The sequence below is a fragment of the Shimia sp. genome (genome assembly GCF_049116215.1).
In the GTDB taxonomy this organism is placed as follows: domain Bacteria; phylum Pseudomonadota; class Alphaproteobacteria; order Rhodobacterales; family Rhodobacteraceae; genus Shimia.
On sequence record NZ_JAGDZB010000010.1, the window covers coordinates 1 to 18,141 of the forward strand.

Genomic DNA, 18,141 nt, shown 5'->3' on the forward strand with positions numbered 1-18,141 from the left:
TTTCAACACCCTAAACAGACCACACCCGCAAACAAAAACAAGACAAACCTACAATCACAGTCAACAAATCACCCACAGAGCCACTTATCCACAGACTCGACAACAGACTCACCAAAGACTCATCAGAGAGTCGCCACGCAACACCCCAAAAAGCGCCCAAAACCAACGTCGGTATCACGTCAGTATCGCAGCTGTTTCGCAGAGGTGCGGAAAATACGGCAGTGGGGCTGGCCTTTCTACCCCCCTACCCCACAGCACGTAGCCGTTGCGGCAGATGGTTAGGTGGTCAGACAAAAGAGGGCTACACTTCTGCAGCTTCTCACCTGCACATCGGATTTGCCATGCCTGTGACATTGGAATTTGTGTCTTCCCTGCCTGACCCGGACGCGTTTGAGACCTTGATGCAAGAGTACTACGCCATCATGGCGTCGAAACTCACCGGCGTTGGTGGGCCTCAGCTGTCTGCCGTCGACCTCGCGCGAGACACAATGGAACATATCGAAGATCTGCTGCCGCCCCATGGGCGCACATTACTGGCGCATGGCAACACAGGCAGGTTAATGGGCTGCGGTGTGCTGCGCAAAGTGCGACCAGATGCGGCCGAACTGAAACGCATGTTTGTGCGCCCTGAGGCCCAGGGGCTTGGATTGGGACGCAAACTGTTTGAGATGCGGATCGACGCTGCCAAGGAAATGGGCTGCACCACACTTTATGCAGACACCGTGAAAGGCAATCGCGCCATGTTGTCGATGTATGAGAAGCTTGGGTTTGACTACATCCCCCGCTATCCCGAGAACGCCAATCCGCCGGAGCTTGATTCATACCTAGTGTATCTGAAGCGTCATCTCACATAAGCCCCGTGGCGCTTGCGTGACAGGGCAGCCACCGGCAAGAGGACCAGAGATGCGCCTGACCTCAAAGATCAGGCGTCTTCTGTTTCATTGTTGTTTTGCCTAGGCGCGCCTACATAGCCCGACACCGCCTGCAAAATGCGGAAAGCTGTAGAGGCGTCGTTTTCAACCACAGCCATAAACTCGCTTTCGCCCAAGCGCAGCATCTCCAGATCGGTCTTGGCATACATGTCAAGTGCCCGCTTCTCTTTGCGCAGCAACGCCAATTCGCCAACCAAAGTCCCTGCCCCGGCTTCGGCCACCACATGGGACTCTCCGTCCGGAGTGCTGTAGCCCAACCCGGCCTCCCCTTCGAGGATCAGATATGCGCCATCAGACGGGTCATCGCCCATATGGAAGACATACTCCCCGGCAGGCGCGCTGTGCCATTGCGCGCCAAAGGCCAGAAGCCGCATTTGCCGACGCGACAGGCCGGCAAACATATCCGCAGAGGTCAAAGCCCGCATTTTACGGCGCAGGTCGGCACTGGCCGCATTGTCGGAATCATCCACCGCCGCCACGCCGCTGTCTTTCAGGCGACCGTGCTCCAATTCCAACACAAGATCAAAGCTGCCCGCATCCTCAAATTCCTCTTCGAGGTAGAGGAAGGTGGTGTTGGGCAACAAGTCCCGCAGGTTTGCGATGGTTTGCGCCGCCTGCCCCTCATCGTGATTGGCAAGGCATCTGTTGAGGATCATCACATCCGGTTTTTTGATCGCGGCCCGACTGATGGCGAGGGGTTCCGCAAAGGCCGCTGGCAGCCCTGCCCCGCCAATGCCGGTTGGCACGGCAAACAGAAGCTCGGCCACCTCTTGTTTCATGCCGGCTTCCGCCAAAGTTTGCGCAACAATGTCACGAATTTGCTCTGCACGCGGGCCCGCGGAGGCGGCCAACTTGCCGAAGATCGCATTTTCCAAAACCGTGAGGCCCGGGGCGTAGCGGTCTTCGCGCAAAGGGGCAAAATACACAGCGGTCCATTCTGAAAGCTTTTGCGCCTCAACGTGGCGCAGCTCCAGAATGGTCTGTTTGAGTTCCTCACTGAAGCCCGCGCCAATACGTTCCGCGGACACCAGCAGCGGCAGCGAAATCATTTGCTCCAGCTCTTCCTGAGTCATATTGGCCAGCCGAACGTCGCGACTTTTGGCAAAGAGCTCGACGTTGCGGGTGAAGTCGTCCGGGTCAAAGCCAAGCTGTTGGAACAGAGGGTGGTCAGTGCCATCCACGCCAAACGTCTGGTTCAGCATCTCCACAACTTCGCGGCTCATGCGCAGGATGCTTTCCTCGATGCCAAGCTCTTGCAGCAGTTTGAGGAATTCGCTGATACGTTGCTCTCGACCGTCGGTGATGACCTGACGCGGGGTGGCAAAGAACAGGTTGGCGGCCACCGGCAGCGCCGGATTGTACTGCTCGCGATCAAAGCGGAAGTAGGATTTGGTCAGGCCCGCCTTATCCAGCGCCTCGCGGATTTGCGGCCGCAGATCGACAAGGGTTTGGGCCAATTCAGCGTGGTCACTTTCCACAAAGGGCTGATCCAGGCCTTTGCGGAACAGGGCATTGCCCGCGCCGGTGGCATCCATCACCGCAACCCACCAGGCGTGCACATCATCTTCGTTGGCCAAATCCCCCAGTGTTGGATTCACCCAGTCGGAATAAAGCCGATCCAGGCTGTTGCCGGTGCGTTTGGACTCATATGCCCGTTTTTTCTCTTCTGCCTCGCCCATTGGATCGGGGCGGTCTGTGATTGGCTTCTGCTTCAGCGGCATCAGCACGTTGTCGCCAAAGGTGCCTTCAAACACATAGGGCGACGGATCAGCGTAGCCGATACGGGTGGCGATCACCCGCTGGTGCAGATCGTTGAGTTTCACACCGCCAATTTCCAACACGCCACTCAACGGTGTGATTTCTCGGGTGAACAACTCGGCCACGGCACGGCGTTCTTCAGCGTCTTGCGAGCGGATGCCGATCACCGCACCTTGGTGCACCGTGGTGGAGATGTTTTCCAGCACGCTGTCGCCATCATGATCACGCACATAGACGTCTTTGAGAACAATGTCGCCGGTCAGGCGCGGAATGTCCTCTGGCTCGTTTTCGATCAGTTCCTCATCCACCATGCCCGATGGACCAAACCGATCGCCGATCAAATGCCAGCGCAGGGACAGGTCGGCGACGCGGTTGTAGTAGTTCAGCAGTTCTTTCCACGGGGAAGAGAGATCTTTGTAAGCCGCAAGCGCGGCGACCAGCGCGCCAAGGGTCACTTGGCCACGGATCACCAGAAGGCCACCAACGAGATAAAAGAAGAAAGGTGTCAGTTGCGTAATGAAGTTGTTGAGGAACTTCATGAAGAACTTCTTCTTGTAGATCGACAGGCGGATCAGGAAGAGCGTTCCCAGACGGCGGGTGATTTGGGACAGGCGGAAGCGCCAGCCGCCGTTGCCACGCAGCTCCGGCGTGCCGGTTGCAGTTTCTCCAATCTCGGCGGCGAGGTGGCGCACCTGCACAATGCGGTCTTTGTTCAGCAGATTGATCTGACGCTGCAGTTTGGGAATGATCCAGGCTTGCAACGGGATCAGCGCAATTGCAGCGAGGCCAAACCAGACGTTTTGCATAAACAGGAAGACCAGAATGGTCAGCATCTGCCCGGCCTGCATGACCGGCAGGCTGATCGCGTCCCCCATCATGCCGCCAAGGGGCTCGGCCTCCGCGGTCACCATGCTGACCATCTCCCCTTGGGAGGTGCGGCGCAGGTAAGGCTGCGGGAATCGGGTGATGCGCGAAATCAGAGTGAAGCGGTAGCGCCGCAACATGCGTTCAGACAACACACCTTTCATGGTGTTGATGCGCATCTTCATCAGCCCGTGCACCAGCACCGCCAGCAAAAACAGGAAGCTGAGCATGATCAGGTAGTTTTCCTGCGTCATCTCCCAATTGTACACATCGATATAAGAGGTATCCGCATCAATCGCGTCGTTGATGATGCGTTTGGGCAGCTCCAGCGTCAGGAACTGTAGCGGGAAAAGACACACTGTGAGCGCCAGAAGCGCCATCTGGTCACGTTTTGAGTACTTCCAGATGAAGGCAAATAATGAGCGTTCGATACCGTCTACTCCCGGTTTGCAGCACGGGCTCCGCGCCGTCCCAATTGGCAAAGGCTACCAATGGAGGTGGGACCTGTTCAAACGGATTCTTACTGGAAGTTTGCAGGAGTGAAAACAGAGGTTTGCTGTTCCCTGATTCTCCCGCTAGTCTCTTTTCAGAACTTAGGATGGGGCAGAGGTCTATGGACCAGATCACGACAGTTTTGTTGCTGGTCGCGGCATTTCAGATCAAACACTTGGTGGCGGATTTTTTCCTACAGAACGCCAAGATGATCATGGGCCGCGAGAAATACTGGCACATGGGACGCGCGCAGCACGCGGGTATCCATGCGGTGTTTTCGATTCTGGTTTTGGCCGGATTTGGGGCCAACCCAATGCTGATCTTCTGGATGGTGTTGATTGAGTTCATCGTGCACTTCCACATCGATTGGGCCAAGGCGCGCTATTCTGTTGATCGCGAATTGCGCCCCGATCAACCGCTCTACTGGTACGCCATGGGCACCGACCAAGCGTTGCATCAGCTGACCTATCTGGTGATGATTTGGGCCCTGTTTGCCTGCCAGTGAGCGGCGACTAAGCTGTAAAAATGTCCACAATGGCGTGAATGTCTTGCGCCTCGCTGACCACAAACACCCGAGATTTTGCGCGTGTTTGCGCCGTTACATTCACCTGAACCGATGAATTCACGAAAGCTGGTGAAAGAAAACGCGCGCGCAGTTCTTGAATCTCGCGGCCAGGGGTTAAGCACACATATGCCGCTTCCGCCAAAGCGCATAGCAACATGCCGGGGGCGATCACATCGCCAAACCCTGCCGCTTGCGCAACCTCGGGGTCGCCGTGCAGGGGATTGGGATCATGGGCCAGCGCCGTGTAACGCGCGACGTGCTTGGCTGTGAGTTTGTGAGTGTGCAGTGTTTGTGCCCCTGCCCCCACCATACGCGGATGTAGTTTCGGCGCAGCCAGAGCACGGATTGCATCTGGCGTGAGGAACCGTAGGCGGGTTTCCATCACGGCGTCCGTGCCCAACAGTTGAAACGTGAGGCGCGCAATCGCGCCGCCACTTTCATTGGACAGCCCAAACTGCGTACCAGCCGTCAGTACATGATCGGCAAGTCCGGCGAACCTTTGGGTTTCTTGAAGAGCATATGTGCCTTCTGGCGCAGTGAAACACTGCCGCAAATCCGCCAACGCCGGGTCTCCTAACAGGAACGCCGCGCGCACGATTGGCAGACCTGACGCAATCGGATGGTTCAGAAGTGTGGAGAGCAGATCTTGCAGGGCGTTAACATCGGCATTTGAAACACCCGCCTGCAAAGTGAACGTTGCCGGAGCTGCGTCAGCTGTGTTCATAGGCTTGGGCAATCAAAGTGGCGTTGATGCCACCAAAGGCCAATGAGTTGGACATCACCGCATTCAGGGACGCGGCTTTGGCGCCGTTTGCCACCGGGTCGAGGCCAATCTTAGGGTCCATTTCTGTGAAGTTGATCGTTGGCGGCAAAGATTGCCGCTGCAGCGCACCAATTGCCACAATCAATTCCAACGCACCGGCAGCCCCAAGCGCGTGTCCGTGCACAGGTTTGGTGGATGAAATGTCCACACCGGCCAGATCGTCGCCAAACACCTCGCGCAGGGCGGCCACCTCATTTACGTCATTTGCCACGGTGCCGGTGCCGTGGGCATTCACATAGCCAATATCATCCGGCGACAGGTTGGCCGTTTTCAACGCCATGCGCATGCAGGCGGCGGCGCGGGCCGGATTGGGGCGCAGAAGGTCCCCCGCATCTGAGTTGGTGCCAAAACCGACAAGCTCACAGAGGATGTTGGCGCCGCGTTCTTGCGCGCTTTCCAGACTTTCCAGCACAAGAATGCCGGCGCCTTCCCCCAGGATCATGCCGTTTCGTTCTTTGCTAAACGGGCGGTTCACCTCCGCCGTCATCACCCGCAGCAGTTCCCAGACCCGGAACACGCCGCTTTCCAAACAGGCTTCAGAGCCGCCCGCAAGACAGCGATCCACCTGGCCGGACGCAACCATCTGATAGCCCATGCCAATCGACTGGCTGCCCGAGGAACAGGCCGTTGCGAGGCAGAGCGCAGGACCAGTGGCACCAAACTCCATAGAGACCCAACTGGCGGCGGCGTTGTTCATGATTTTGGGCACGGACATGGGATCCAAGCGCATGGACCCCTCTCGCCCAAACTTCATGTAGTTGATGTTGAGCGTCTGCCCGCCGCCAAACCCAGACCCAATGGACACACCACAAGACTCGCCAAAATGCGCCTCAGACAAGCCAGCCTGCGCCACGGCTTCGCGCGCGGCAGACAATGCGTATTCGGCCACCGGCTCGCGCATACGATGGGGCTTTTCGCCCAAAACTTCCGCCAGATCAGCCTCAGACAGGCGCGCAGCCGTTTTCACCCGTTGCGCATCCAGATCGTCGAAAGAAATGGGTTTGACACCGGAGCGCCCAACCTGCGTGGCCTCAATCAATTTGTCGGCACCAAGACCGCAGGCGGAGACGGCGCCTAGACCGGTGACAACAACGCGGCTCACGCCTCTGCGGCCTGATGCGCTTCGATTTTGGAGATTGCCAGATCGAGCAGATCCTGCACGGTGACCACGTCGGTCAACTCATTGTCCACCGAGACATAAGCGCCGTATTTTTCCTCAATTGCCATCAGGATCATCACAAAATCCGCGGATTGAATGTCCAGCTCCTCAAGCTTCCTTTGTGGTGTGATTTCAGAAGGTTCCACCATACCTTCCTGCGCGACCAGTTCGAGTAATTCCGTGGTCAGCGTCTCGCGATTGGTGCTCATAGGAGTCCTTCCAGTCTTCAAAATCTTGAGGCAATTGACCCGCATAAATCTTGCGGGCCTTTTGAGTTTAGGCGGCTGACGGGAAATATTCCAGACGGAATTGGTGGTGATTTTGCACGTCGGTATCGCGTCTGTATCGCGGCTGCATTGCGGAGGTGCCAAAATTGACGCGCGCGTCAGCTTACATACCGGGATCAACCGGCTCAATCACCGCGCCGCCACCCTCGACCCAGTCTTTGAACCCACCGAGATTGTGCACTTCCTGAAAGCCCATGTCCTTGAGAAGCTTGCCTGCGAGCGCGGCGCGGCCGCCGGAGGCGCAGTGCAACACTACTGGGCGGTCAAATTGCAGCTCCGGGTCGTGGAACTGCGTGGCCGGGTCGGCGCGGAATTCGAGCATGCCGCGCGGGATGTGGTGGCTGCCTTCGGCGCGACCATTGGCGGCGAGCTCCGGCGCGTCGCGCACATCCAAGAGCAGCGCGCCGGCGGCGACTTTGGCCTGCGCATCCGCTGCGGAGATTTTAGGAACAACCGCATGGGCGGCTTGCAGAAGGTCGGCGGCGGTGGTTGGCATGGGGGCACTCCTCTGATGTGTCTGCCCAAAGGGTAGGCACAGAAACGCCCCCTGTTAAGGGGGCATCGCGCATCCGCGAGCGGAAATCAAAAAAGAAAGAAGGCGTCAGGTGATGGACGGCAGCGGGTCAAAACACGACCCATGCCCACGACCTGACGCCTTCGTTTTGAATGGCCCTCAAGGCAGGTTGCCCCACCCGTCACGCGCATTCATCTCGCGCTGTCCCTTTTGCGCGGCCTCTTGCCGAGACCACAGGCCAGCCCCATATGGGACCAGTCCCAACCCGCCCCAAAGATGGGGCAAGCCCATCCGGGCCAGTGCAGCGGGATCTGCTTGGCCTATCGCCACAAACGCAGCCCCAAAGGAGCCCGCTTCTGGCAAGAGGACAATCACCTCCCCCCAAACCGATGATCAAAGCACCTTGCAGGTGAGGCGCACTGGGTTGTGCGATCCGTTCGCGTGGTGTTGTCCCTTCTTCCCATCGGCCACCGCTCAGGCGTGTGCCGCCTTCCTGCCTTAAGAACCCGCCGCCGTAGGATGAGGGCGGCCTGATCTCACAGGCATTTCGGCCAGCGATCCGTGAATAGTTCCAGCGTGGACGACGCGTTGTGGTGGGCCTCAAAAGAGGCATCAAACGCGCCTTGCGAGGTCTGTTCCGGCAAGCCGTCCCTTCCCCGCGCCAGTCACTGGCGGGCATATGCCCAACTCCGGAAGACCTCAGCGTCCCGCGCCGGATCTTGCGATCCCTTGCGTTGACTTGATGGTGGTTCAGGAGGCCCGAGTCGGGCAAGAAAAAAGTGACAGTTTTATGAAAGCCTCTGGGGGTAAGCTATTGGGGAAGCTTGGGGATTTCCTGTGGATAAGCTGGGGATGGGTTGGGAAAGGCGTGCGTTGTGGGGGATTTGGGGAAGGATGGAATTTTGTGCGGTGAGCGGCGTCTTGGAAACGGTCCAGTGGACCGTTTCAGCCGCGAACGGGCGGAGCCCAGCGGGCGGATTTGGGTTGGGACAGATTGCGGGCGGTGTGACGCACGCGCTTGGCGGGTGTTTTGAGGGTTGTTGCTCGCAACACAGGGGAGCGCCTGACCCTGGGATGGTGCTGAAAGCGCCCTCCCGTGGGGAGGGTCGGGCGCTGCCCGGATTGATCCGGTGGATCAATTCGGACTTGGAAGGAGTGGATCATTCACAACAGGCTGCACGATCGCTTCAAGCATTATTCATGTTCACATTGAGAATTCCCAGCAAGACACTGCGCCAATCGCTAAAAGATGTCTCCGGTTCGTCACCAAAAAACAAGACCTCCACACCTCGAGTAAAACAGTCCATCATTGCTTCACTCACGGTTTCAAGCACGTCGTCGTCGAAAACCACCACGACCGTCGAGGACCCGTCTTTGTAATTTAGGCGCGTTAAATGGCAATCCGGTGTTTGAGCATCTGAGGAAACAATAGCCGAAATAGATTTTGGGCGGAGAAAACTCACAAACTGCTCTTGTACTCGCCCGTCAATGATACTGCCCAAAGCGGATACGAAAATGTAGTTGTAAGATCGTTCGTTTGATACGATCTCTGGGCTATTGTCCTTATCTAGGAGCCGGAGCGTTGTAGCGGGAGACGTCACGACTTGTTTCTCCAAGTCCCCCTCGACGGCCACAAATGGGTAAAACAGCTTTTCTTCCTCGCTGGCGGCAAAAGCGCTAGTCGCAAGCGCAAAACTCAATGAAATGATTGAAAGCAACTTCATATAGTCCGTTCCCAAAGCTATTGGCTTATGTTCGCTGCGGCTGAGCAAACAGAATGCTAGCAGCTTTTTAGTTGTGGCATCGCGACATTCAAGCCGAATTAGGTTTCCCGCCCGGATCTCCGATCCGGATCGCGCCCGACCCCGCCCCCCAGGGCGGGTGCGATTTTGCAAACGCTGCGCCAGACGGGACGTGGGGGATGCGCGGACAGGGATGTGCCAAGTGGACGACCGCCCTTGGGGCCGGGCGCGATCCTTGGGGCGGTGGCTTTGCGGCGGTGTTGGGAATACGAAAGGCCGCTCAACGGAGCGGCCTTGGGGGATTGCAACGCCATCACGCGTCTGAGAGTGAGGCACTGCGTCCTACTTCACAAAAAACAACGCCCCCAACAAGGTTTGCTCTGCGATATTTTTCTGCATGGCAGGACACATTGATTTAGGGCTGTTTTTGTCGAAAGGTCCATATTCTTCGATAAACTTGGCATCAACCTGCTTCGCCTTGGCCCGACCAGCTTCTTTGTTCTGAAAGATGGCTCGGCGGCCGATAGCGTCCGCCATACTCACATAGTGCGCGTCCTGCGCCAGCCCGCACTCTGCCGAGGCAACTTTCGCTAATGTGGAGAAATAGAAGTAAGTGACGTTGCCATAAAGCTTGTTTGGGTTTTCGAAATGCTTGTCCTTCCAGTCCTCTGTTTTCATGAAGAGGCCGGTGTTCGCATATGCCGGTGTCTTATTCGAAACCATTGTAGATGCCAAAAGCTCCCCTGAGGGGCGCGTTGCTTCAACGGAGGCGCCAGCTTCAGGCGATGTGTTTTCAGTGGTGCTGTTACAGGCCGTCAGAGCCAAGGCGAGAATTGCCAGAGTATATTTCACTTAAATGTCTCCAAGTCCGGGAGCGCATATGCGCCCTGTCGAACTACAACCAGAAGAAGTGTCGAGCAAACAAAAAAATGTGCCTTCCAAAGCGAAAGAGAAAGGCCGCTCGAGGGAGCGGCCTTGGTGAGTGGGGCTGGCGTTTCGCGCCTTAATTTCGGGGGTGCGCCCGCGAAGGCTGCGCCGTTCGCTTCCGCGCACTCGCGCTCGAAAATGGACGACTTAGTCGTCCATTTTGAGCGCGCTAATAAATGCTTCTTGAGGGATGTCGACCCGGCCAAATTGGCGCATCTTTTTCTTACCGGCTTTCTGCTTGTCCAACAGCTTGCGTTTCCGCGAGGCGTCGCCGCCGTAACATTTGGCGGTCACGTCTTTGCGCAGCGCTGACAAGGTCTCACGCGCGATGACCTTGCCGCCGATGGCCGCTTGGATCGGGATCTTGAACATGTGGCGCGGGATCAGGGTTTTGAGCTTTTCACACATCGCCCGGCCACGCTGTTCCGCGCGGTCGCGGTGTACCATCATGGAGAGCGCGTCGACCGGCTCGTCGTTGACCAGTACGGACATCTTCACAAGGTTGTCCTCGCGGTAGCCCTCCATCTGATAGTCAAAGGAAGCATAGCCTTTGGTCACCGATTTCAGACGGTCGTAGAAGTCAAACACCACCTCGTTGAGCGGTAGGTCATAGACCGCCATGGCGCGGGAGCCGGCGTAGGTCAGATCAAGCTGAATGCCGCGGCGGTCCTGGCAGAGTTTCAGCACGTCACCGAGGTATTCGTCGGGCACAAGGATGGTGGCCTTGATGCGTGGCTCCTCGAGGTGATCCACCTTGGACATGTCAGGCATGTCAGCCGGGTTGTGAAGCTCGATCATCTCACCGGCTTCGTTGTCCTTGCCCTTCATGTAGACGTGATAGATCACCGAGGGCGCGGTGGTGATGAGCTCGATGTTGTACTCGCGCTCGATCCGGTCGCGGATCACTTCGAGGTGCAGAAGACCAAGGAAACCGCAGCGGAAGCCAAAGCCCAGCGCGGCGGAGGTTTCCATTTCGAAGCTGAAAGATGCGTCGTTCAGAGCCAGCTTGTCGATGGCGTCGCGCAGGTCCTCAAATTCGGCGCTATCAACCGGGAAGAGGCCACAGAACACCACCGGCTGGGCAGGCTTAAAGCCGGGCAGCGCTTCTTCGGTGCCGTGGCGGTCATTGGTGATGGTGTCACCGACGCGGGTGTCACGCACCTGTTTGATCGAGGCGGTGAGGAAGCCGATCTCACCAGGGCCAAGACTGTCGACCATTTCCATTTCCGGGCGGAAGACACCAACACGGTCAATGGAGTGCAACGTGTTGTTGGACATAAACTTGACGCGCTGACCCTTTTTCAGGGTACCGTCCATGATGCGCACCAGCACGATCACGCCCAGATAGGCGTCATACCAGCTGTCCACCAGCATCGCCTTGAGCGGCGCATCAAGCGTGCCGGTTGGCGCGGGCAATTCTTTCACGATGGCCTCAAGCGTCTCGTGGATGCCCTGCCCGGTTTTGGCGGAGACCTGGATGGCGCCGGTGGCGTCGATGCCAATCACATCTTCGATCTGTTCTGCCACACGGTCACAATCAGACGCCGGCAGGTCAATTTTGTTGAGCACGGGCACAAGGTCATGGTCGGCTTCAATCGCGTGATAGACGTTGGCCAGCGTTTGCGCCTCTACACCCTGCGAGCTGTCGACCACCAGAAGCGAGCCTTCCACCGCACGCATGGAGCGGGAAACTTCATAGGCAAAGTCGACGTGACCGGGGGTGTCGATGAGGTTCAAGACATAGGTCTCGCCATCATCCGCCTTGTAATCAATGCGCACAGTGTTGGCTTTGATGGTGATGCCACGCTCGCGCTCGATGTCCATGCTGTCGAGCAGCTGTTCCTTCATGTCGCGGTCCTGCACCGTGCCCGTCTCCTGGATGAGGCGGTCGGCAAGGGTGGATTTGCCATGGTCGATATGGGCGACAATGGAGAAATTGCGGATTTTGGACAGATCTGTGCTCATGCAGCGGGATATGAGGGGGAATCTTGTATTGGTCAAGCAGCGCTGTAGGGTGCGGGGCGGGTTATTTGGGTTAATGGGGTTTTTTCAGTGGTGGACGAGGTAAAGCTGGAAGGTTCCGGCAGTTTGAAAGATTTGCTGGAAGCACATTCCGAGCACGCACGTAGCGCCATTGCGATACGTGCGGCATTGCGGGTTCTACCAGTCGTATTTCAAGAACTAGATGAGCGACCTTCGGAAAGCGACACCTCAGATTTCGTACTATGCTGCCTTAGGACCGCCATCACCGCGATTTCAACACACAATTTCGAAAGCAAAGATCGTAATGACCGCGAAATCGCGGCTTCCGAGTGCCAGCTTGCACTAATGTCTGCCAGTAGCGAAATTGTTCTTGCAGAGAGCCACTCCGCTGCTCAGGCCTTGAGCAACGCTCTTGCCTGCATAAGCGCATCAGGAACAACTGCGTTGCAGCTGGCATTGGATGCCTGCGAGTACTCAATTAGAGCATTCGTTCTCAAGCAAACTCGGCTGTATTCAGAAACAGACAACACGGAACGTAACTCACCAAACGCGCTCGAAGACCATCTCGAAGAGGCCGAAACCGCGTTTCGCGCGAATATTTCTTTGGACTTTGAACCTCTAGGACAGCTCCAATCTGGGTCGCTCAGCCCAAAAGTTCTTTGGTCAGACCCCGCGAAACACGGCATGATGTTTTCAGGTTGGCCAAATTTTGCAATGGCGGAGGGACCCAGTTGGAGTTTCTGGCAAAAGTGGTACCTCGGCATCATGGAAGGGTTGCCAGTAGGTATGCCCATGCAATTAAGAATTTCGGCAATCGCTGACTCAATTTGGCGCCAAGGCCCGGAAGCTATAGCGCAAGCCATTCGCGAAATTGAGCGCGAACTGGCTGGGCCTACGCCTTTAGAAGATGCTGTTTTACAAAAACACGTTGAGCTCCTTCTGAAAAATCCAGTGCTTTCAGAAGCAACCGCAATGAACGGCGCGGAAACGATTGAGCAGGCGATTTCAGATTACTTGCGAGAGGCCCCGGCGAATTGCTTGCCGGAGGATCTGAAACACCTTGAAGGGCTACCGCAGCACTTCAAGGCTATCGCGCGTGTGATCGGAAGCCAAACCAGCAAAGACCAGAAGGAAAAACAACTCACCGATGAGATTTCCAAGCTACATGCACGTGTGACCGAGCTGGAAAAGGAACTGGCCGTTGCCAGAAGCAAGGAATTGAAAGGGGTCATTTCCCAAGAGGCGGCGAAGTCCTTTGGCAAAACGATAGGCAGCTCGCTGTTCTGGAGCGGCGCAGCTGTGAGTGTGGGCTATTTCTTTGGCGTGGCTCCCAGCGATTTGACGTTGGAAAACTTCCGCAACTATGTGGAAGAGTTATTGCGCGTTAACGGTGAAACTGCCCCCGTTGCTCAGCCGCAGCTGCCATCCAGTATCGACGTTTGACAGATGGTCGAGAGCAGCGCCTGACCCTGGGATGAAGCGAATGCGCCCTCCCGTGGGGAGGGTCGGGCGCTGCTCGGTTTTGCCGAGCTGTTTAGCTTTCAGGTGTCGCTAGCTGCAACAAAGGATCGCACCCGACGCCGAGGGCGGTTTTCAGTTTGGCGTGTCCTCCCCAAGAAGCGTTAGTCCAAGGATTGTTGCAACCGTAGCAAATCGCACCCGCCCTGGGGGGCGGGGTCGGGTGCGATCCGTCAGGCTACGCGCGACGGTTTTAAGGTAGGCAGGGTCCCTCCCGGCAGTGTGGTGCAATCCGGGTCACGGGTGATTCACTCCCCCCTCCCCCCACAAATATGTGACCACAAAACCGCTGGCCTTTGCCCACAACCACAGCTAAAGACGCCGTCCCGCGCACTTCTGTTGTGCACGGCTGCACGGTTTTTCTGAGCACAACCCTTGATAACGCGCTTCCCTGACCCGAAATTCTGGGTCAGGATTGGGGCACGCGCGGGATCCTTAAAACGCGCCCCCTTATTGTCAGGGAAGACATTTATGCGCCGGCGATTGACCACTTTGATGTGTGCGGATTTGGTAGGGTATTCAGCCCTCATGGGCGAGGATGAGGCGCTGGCCGTGGCTTCTGTGCAAGAGCTGCGCAAGACACATCTGGAACCGGTTGCGGCGAACCATGGCGGCGAAGTGCTCAAACGTATGGGCGACGGCTGGATTCTGTCTTTCCCAAGTGTCGAAGAGGCGCTGGATTGCGCCGAAGAGGTGCAGAGCAGCCTTGTTGAACATGAGGTGATCAAGCTGCGCATTGGCTGTCACATCGGGGAGATTGTCGAAGATGAGGCGGATTTTTACGGCAATGGCGTGAACATCGCCCAGCGGATTGAGACCGAAGCGCCGCCCGGTGGCGCCATGTTCTCCGAAGATCTGTTCCGCGCTCTGTCCGAAGAGCGTCAAGACGAGTTAAAAGATGTCGGCATGTTCAACCTCAAAAACATTGCCAAGCCAATCCGCCTGTACCAATGGCGGCCTGCCAACCTGACCACCGCACCGGACAAAGGCACCTTGCCGTCGGTGGGGTTTGAGAAGTTTGTTGCCGCTCCGGAGACGCCGGAAAGCGCGGCGATTGCCGATGACCTACATGACGGGCTGGTGCAGCTGTCGCTGAAACGCACGGGCGTGACCACGGTGGATGCGGACAACCTGGAAACCACCCCGCCGGATTACCTGATCCGCGGGCGGCTGCGGGTTTCTGGGACGCGCGCGCGCTTTACCATGAGCCTGATTTTGCGCGAAGAGATGCAGACCCTGTGGACCGGCACCTATGAGGGTGACCCAACTGACCCGTTTGCCTTTGTCGATGACATCATGCCCCGACTTGAAGGCGATGTGCGCCTGCAGACCATCCAACGCGATGGCGACCGCCTGGCTCATCTGAGCCTCAACCAACTGAGCGTGTCTGAGTTGCGCGCCCGGGCGGCCTCGCATTTCTTTAAGCAAACCATCGCGGACTGGGAAGTGGGCCTTGCCGCTTTGGACCGCGCGGTCTTGCTCAGCCCTGGGGACGGCATGTCGCTGGCAATGCGGGCACAAAGCCGTTTGAACCTTGGTGGCGTGATGTTCACCAATGAAACACCTGAAGTGCTGGATCAGCTCGGCCGGGATCTGGATGTGGCGGTGGCGGAGTGCTCCACCAGCGACTTTGTGTTCTGGGCGCGTGGGGCCTATCGCCTTAAGGTGAAACGTGATTTGGCCGGGGCTGCGTCCGATATCGCCCGCTCGCGCGAGATCAATCCAAACTTCATTGGCATTGTGGATTTGATTGCGCAAAAGGCATTTTTGGAAGGCGACTATGATGGGGCCCTCGAGGCACTGACTGCTTATGAGGAAATGGGCAGCGGTGATCCGTTCCGGGTGAACCGGCTGTGTTTCAACGCGCGGATTTTGTTGGGGGCTGGCGAGGCTGAAGCGGCACATGTGGCCGCACTTGAGGCCTCGGATTTGAGCCCAATGGATCGCGGGCTGCAACTGCTCAAGGCCTTGACCTGCGAGAAGGTTGGCGACAAAGCGGGGCTTGAGGCCGCGCGGGCTGCGGCGCGCAACTTGCAAAAAGCGCCTTCGGTGACTGTCAATCGGCTGGTGTTGCCCGATGAGTTGCAATGGTTGAACGACACGCTGCATCCGGAGGCTGAACCAGTTTAAAAACGGGTCACGCGTGCCGCAACCGCCTCGCGGCCAGCAAGCTCAACGCAGACATCACAGCAGCGGTGAACAGACAGAGCCACAACCCGCCGATCTGAAAGCTGACGCCGGAGAGCAACGTGCCCAAGAGGCGGCCTGCGGCGTTGGACATGTAGTAAAACCCCACATCCATGGTCACGCGCTCATCAGAGGTGAAAGCGAGGATCAGGTAGCTGTGCACGGCGGAGTTTACGGCGAAGACAAAGCCGAAGATGAGCAAACCCAAGATCAGGATGGCGGTGAGCGTGTCGGAGGTGTCGAGCAGCAACACAGCGGCGGTGAGGGCCAGCGGGACCAGGGTTAAGTAGCCAACCCAATTGATGGCTTTCTGCACCACCTCATCTTTTGTGGAGACGGCGGCTTTGAGGATGCGCGGGGCGTTGCCTTGCACAGCGCCGTAAAGGATGATCCAGACCGCCATGAAGATGCCGATGATAAAAAACGCTTCGCGGCGGCCTTCAGCGGTGCCGTCTGACAGGACGGCGTTGAAATAGACCGGAATGCCAACCACAAACCAAACATCGCGTGCGCCGAAGAGGAACATGCGGGCAAGGCTCAGGCGGTTGACGTTTTTGTCTTTAGAGAAGACCTGAGAGAACTTGGCCTTTTTGGAGCCTTGCGGCAGGCCGGACGGCATGAAGATGACCACACCAGCAAGGATCACCGCGAGGATGATCGCCATGCCCCAGACGGAGGCTTGAAAGCCCCAGATGGCCAGCAGCGCTGCGCCCAAGAAGAAGCCGCAGCCTTTGACGGCATTTTTGGAGCCGGTCAGAAGGGCCACCCAGCGGAAGAGCCCGCCGCCCTCTTTCGGCGCCAGCAGTTTCACGGCGGATTTGGACGACATCTTGGAAAGGTCTTTGGCCACGCCAGACGCGCCTTGCACGCACATCACAAAGACCACCGAAGCAGTCACGCCCCAAGCCGGGTCGAGTTGCGCCAGCGCGATCAGCGCGAGGATTTGGATGGTGAGCCCGGCGTAGAGAGTGGAAGTCAGACCGAAACGCGCGGCGATCCAGCCCGCCGAGAGGTTGGTCACGATGCCCATAACTTCGTAGAGCAGGAAGAGGTAGGCCAGCTGGATCGGGGAGAAGCCCAATCCGTTGAAGTGCAAGAGCACCAACATACGCAGCGCGCCGTCAGTGAGCATGAAAGCCCAATAGGCGGCGGTGACGGTGATGTAGGCTGCGAGGCCGTCTGGTTTCTTTGTTTGGGCGTGGGTCATCAAGATCACTCAGGGGCGCGTCCGACCTCGGGAGGAAGCGAAGCGCCCTCCCGTGGGGGAGGTCCCTTTCGGGAGCTTGCTTTGCAAGCCCCTATCGGGCAGCGGGGCGCGGCCCGTGCCTGCGGCACGAGCCAAAGGGTTAGAGGCTTGCTAAAACCATGCGGGTCACGTCTGCGAGACGGAAAGCATAGCCCCATTCGTTGTCATACCACGCGTAGATTTTCACGTGTTTGCCATTCACCACACGGGTGGAAAGCGCGTCGACAATGGTGGAGCGATCGTCATTGGTGAAATCACAGCTGACCAGTGGGCGGGTTTCGTAGCCAAGGATACCTTCCAGATCGCCGGTGGCCGCTTCGGCAAAGAAGCCGTTGACCTCTTCCGCGGTGGTGTCGCGGCTGACGTCAAACACCATGTCTGTGAGTGAGGCATTGAGCAGCGGAACGCGCACGGCGTGGCCGTCAATTTTGCCAGCCATATCGGGGAAGATCTGGATGATCGCTTTGGCGGAGCCGGTGGTGGTCGGGATCAGACTGTTGAGCGCGGAACGTGCACGGCGCGGGTCTTTGTGAGCCTTGTCTACAATCACCTGCGTGTTGGTCACATCATGGATGGTGGTAAAGCTGGCCTGTTCAATGCCCAGCTTGTCGCGGATCACCTTGACCACGGGAGCAATGCAATTGGTGGTGCAAGAGGCCGCCGTGATGACCTTGTGCACCTTGGCGTCGTAGGAGCCGTCATTCACGCCAAAGACAATATTGGCGACGTCGTCTTCTTTGACCGGGGCAGAGACCACCACCTTTTTGACGCCTGCGTCAAAATAAGGTTGCAGCTTCTCATTGGTTTTGAAGACGCCGGAACAGTCGACCACCAAATCAACGCCAAGTTCCTCAAGCGGCAGGTCCTCAATTTTCCATGCGGCAGACTTGCGCATCTTGTGGCCGTCGATGGTGATACTGTCCTCATCAAAGGCAAAATCTGCACGCCAGCGGCCATGCACGGTGTCAAACTCCAGCAGATGGGCGTGCAGTTCGGCATCGCCGACCGGGTCGTTGAGCAGGACAATGTCAGCGTCCAGACCAAGGTCAAAGAAGCTGCGGATCACCAGCTTGCCCATGCGACCAAGTCCATTGATTGCAATTTTGGTCATTAGATTTGTTCCTGTGTGAGTGGACCGCGTCTT

14 protein-coding genes are annotated in these 18,141 nt (G+C 57.5%); 4 read left to right on the forward strand and 10 right to left on the reverse strand.

Annotated features, from left to right (window positions below; genetic code table 11):
- Positions 1-341 precede the first annotated feature (341 nt).
- Positions 342-854 carry a GNAT family N-acetyltransferase gene (locus tag JXR15_RS20785; RefSeq protein WP_422055111.1) on the forward strand — a complete coding sequence of 171 codons (513 nt, stop codon included), beginning with the start codon at positions 342-344 and terminating at the stop codon, positions 852-854.
- A 68-nt stretch (positions 855-922) separates the two neighbouring features.
- On the opposite strand, the gene JXR15_RS20790 is transcribed toward JXR15_RS20785, so the two are convergent.
- A complete protein-coding gene (locus JXR15_RS20790; protein WP_422055112.1) occupies positions 923-3,934 on the reverse strand; it encodes a cyclic nucleotide-binding domain-containing protein in 3,012 nt (1,003 codons plus the stop codon).
- Between the two features lie 233 nt (positions 3,935-4,167).
- Here JXR15_RS20790 and JXR15_RS20795 point away from each other — a divergent pair, with 233 nt between their 5' ends.
- Positions 4,168-4,551 carry a DUF3307 domain-containing protein gene (locus JXR15_RS20795; RefSeq protein ID WP_422055113.1) on the forward strand — a complete coding sequence of 128 codons (384 nt, stop codon included), beginning with the start codon at positions 4,168-4,170 and terminating at the stop codon, positions 4,549-4,551.
- 7 nt (positions 4,552-4,558) lie between these two features.
- Here the strand turns inward: JXR15_RS20795 and JXR15_RS20800 are convergent, their stop codons facing one another.
- From JXR15_RS20800 to lepA, 7 genes are all read right to left on the reverse strand, one after another.
- The gene (locus JXR15_RS20800; protein ID WP_422055114.1) at positions 4,559-5,335 is read right to left on the reverse strand and encodes a MaoC family dehydratase; all 777 of its coding nucleotides are present in this window, start codon (positions 5,333-5,335) and stop codon (positions 4,559-4,561) included.
- Positions 5,322-6,536: a beta-ketoacyl-[acyl-carrier-protein] synthase family protein gene (locus tag JXR15_RS20805; RefSeq protein ID WP_422055115.1), complete on the reverse strand. Its 1,215-nt coding sequence runs from the start codon at positions 6,534-6,536 to the stop codon at positions 5,322-5,324. Before JXR15_RS20805 ends, JXR15_RS20800 begins: the two co-directional genes overlap by 14 nt.
- The gene (locus tag JXR15_RS20810) at positions 6,533-6,802 is read right to left on the reverse strand and encodes a phosphopantetheine-binding protein (RefSeq protein ID WP_422055116.1); all 270 of its coding nucleotides are present in this window, start codon (positions 6,800-6,802) and stop codon (positions 6,533-6,535) included. The genes JXR15_RS20805 and JXR15_RS20810 overlap by 4 nt, the downstream gene beginning before the upstream one ends.
- A 181-nt stretch (positions 6,803-6,983) precedes the next feature.
- Complete coding sequence (locus JXR15_RS20815) at positions 6,984-7,376, reverse strand: rhodanese-like domain-containing protein (RefSeq protein ID WP_422055117.1); 393 nt, start codon at positions 7,374-7,376, stop codon at positions 6,984-6,986.
- 1,205 nt (positions 7,377-8,581) lie between these two features.
- The gene (locus JXR15_RS20820) at positions 8,582-9,118 is read right to left on the reverse strand and encodes a hypothetical protein (RefSeq protein ID WP_422055118.1); all 537 of its coding nucleotides are present in this window, start codon (positions 9,116-9,118) and stop codon (positions 8,582-8,584) included.
- A gap of 360 nt (positions 9,119-9,478) precedes the next feature.
- Entirely contained in the window at positions 9,479-9,988 is a 510-nt protein-coding gene (locus JXR15_RS20825) for a hypothetical protein (RefSeq protein WP_422055119.1), read from the reverse strand.
- 222 nt (positions 9,989-10,210) lie between these two features.
- The gene (gene lepA / locus JXR15_RS20830) at positions 10,211-12,028 is read right to left on the reverse strand and encodes a translation elongation factor 4 (RefSeq protein ID WP_422055120.1); all 1,818 of its coding nucleotides are present in this window, start codon (positions 12,026-12,028) and stop codon (positions 10,211-10,213) included.
- A gap of 87 nt (positions 12,029-12,115) precedes the next feature.
- Here lepA and JXR15_RS20835 point away from each other — a divergent pair, with 87 nt between their 5' ends.
- Together JXR15_RS20835 and JXR15_RS20840 are read left to right on the forward strand one after the other, a co-directional pair.
- Positions 12,116-13,489, forward strand: a complete 1,374-nt coding sequence (locus tag JXR15_RS20835; protein ID WP_422055121.1) for a hypothetical protein — start codon at positions 12,116-12,118, stop codon at positions 13,487-13,489.
- 546 nt (positions 13,490-14,035) lie between these two features.
- Positions 14,036-15,694, forward strand: coding sequence for an adenylate/guanylate cyclase domain-containing protein (locus tag JXR15_RS20840; RefSeq protein WP_422055122.1), 1,659 nt, complete (start codon positions 14,036-14,038; stop codon positions 15,692-15,694).
- Between the two features lie 7 nt (positions 15,695-15,701).
- Here the strand turns inward: JXR15_RS20840 and arsJ are convergent, their stop codons facing one another.
- Positions 15,702-16,958: an organoarsenical effux MFS transporter ArsJ gene (gene arsJ / locus JXR15_RS20845; protein ID WP_422055123.1), complete on the reverse strand. Its 1,257-nt coding sequence runs from the start codon at positions 16,956-16,958 to the stop codon at positions 15,702-15,704.
- Between the two features lie 139 nt (positions 16,959-17,097).
- Positions 17,098-18,108, reverse strand: a complete 1,011-nt coding sequence (locus tag JXR15_RS20850; RefSeq protein ID WP_422055124.1) for an ArsJ-associated glyceraldehyde-3-phosphate dehydrogenase — start codon at positions 18,106-18,108, stop codon at positions 17,098-17,100.
- Positions 18,109-18,141 lie beyond the last annotated feature (33 nt).

Coding starts and splice junctions, on each gene's coding strand:
- JXR15_RS20785 (WP_422055111.1), top strand. CDS start 342: ATGCCTGTGACATTGGAATTTGTGTCTTCCCTGCCTGACCCGGACGCG.
- JXR15_RS20790 (WP_422055112.1), bottom strand. CDS start 3,934: ATGGCGCTTCTGGCGCTCACAGTGTGTCTTTTCCCGCTACAGTTCCTG.
- JXR15_RS20795 (WP_422055113.1), top strand. CDS start 4,168: ATGGACCAGATCACGACAGTTTTGTTGCTGGTCGCGGCATTTCAGATC.
- JXR15_RS20800 (WP_422055114.1), bottom strand. CDS start 5,335: ATGAACACAGCTGACGCAGCTCCGGCAACGTTCACTTTGCAGGCGGGT.
- JXR15_RS20810 (WP_422055116.1), bottom strand. CDS start 6,802: ATGAGCACCAATCGCGAGACGCTGACCACGGAATTACTCGAACTGGTC.
- JXR15_RS20815 (WP_422055117.1), bottom strand. CDS start 7,376: ATGCCAACCACCGCCGCCGACCTTCTGCAAGCCGCCCATGCGGTTGTT.
- JXR15_RS20820 (WP_422055118.1), bottom strand. CDS start 9,118: ATGAAGTTGCTTTCAATCATTTCATTGAGTTTTGCGCTTGCGACTAGC.
- lepA (WP_422055120.1), bottom strand. CDS start 12,028: ATGAGCACAGATCTGTCCAAAATCCGCAATTTCTCCATTGTCGCCCAT.
- JXR15_RS20840 (WP_422055122.1), top strand. CDS start 14,036: ATGCGCCGGCGATTGACCACTTTGATGTGTGCGGATTTGGTAGGGTAT.
- arsJ (WP_422055123.1), bottom strand. CDS start 16,958: ATGACCCACGCCCAAACAAAGAAACCAGACGGCCTCGCAGCCTACATC.
- JXR15_RS20850 (WP_422055124.1), bottom strand. CDS start 18,108: ATGACCAAAATTGCAATCAATGGACTTGGTCGCATGGGCAAGCTGGTG.